Here is a 561-nt window from a genome sequence, read left to right as displayed (position 1 = left end):
AGCATGACGGAAATCCGGAGGGGACGCAGGCCGCGCGTCAGTATCGAGCGGCGTCGTGAACAGATCCTCGCTGCGGCGTTGAAGGAGTTCAGCCACAAAGGGCTGCACGGCGGATCGACCGTGACCATCGCCAAAGAGGTGGAGATCTCCCACCCCAATCTGTTCCGCGTTTTCTCCACCAAGAAGGAACTGTTCATGGAGGTTCTACGGCAGACCTTCGTGACCTTCGACAAGGAGATGCTCGTTCCGGGCGAGGAGGCCGAGGAGAACCCGCTCCAGACGATGGCCGACGCCTGGGGTGTGCTCATGGAGCACCGCGAACTCATGCTCATCCTGCTCCAGGGCTACGCGGCCTGCAACGATCCCGAGATCCGCGACCTCATGCAGGAGTGGACCCAGGACCTGTTCGAGCGCTTCGAGGCGATCCCCTCGGTGGGCACGGACCCGGCCCACGACTTCTTCGCCGCGGGCATGTTGTACATGGTGGCCGCCTCCATGGACCTGCCCGCACGCGCGGCGCACGACGCCTGGGCCGACCGCTTCCTGGCCTCGGGCGCCTGA

Annotated in this window: 1 protein-coding gene; it reads left to right on the top strand. The window is 64.9% G+C overall.

Annotation, left to right across the window (positions count from 1 at the left end; translation table 11 throughout):
- On the top strand, window positions 1–561 hold a 561-nt coding region (locus DSY14_RS28045; RefSeq protein WP_211719597.1), incomplete at its 5' end, for a TetR/AcrR family transcriptional regulator.

The sequence above is a fragment of the Nocardiopsis sp. MG754419 genome (assembly GCF_018207095.1).
GTDB lineage: Bacteria > Actinomycetota > Actinomycetes > Streptosporangiales > Streptosporangiaceae > Nocardiopsis.
This window is presented reverse-complemented; position numbering and strand designations above follow the sequence as displayed.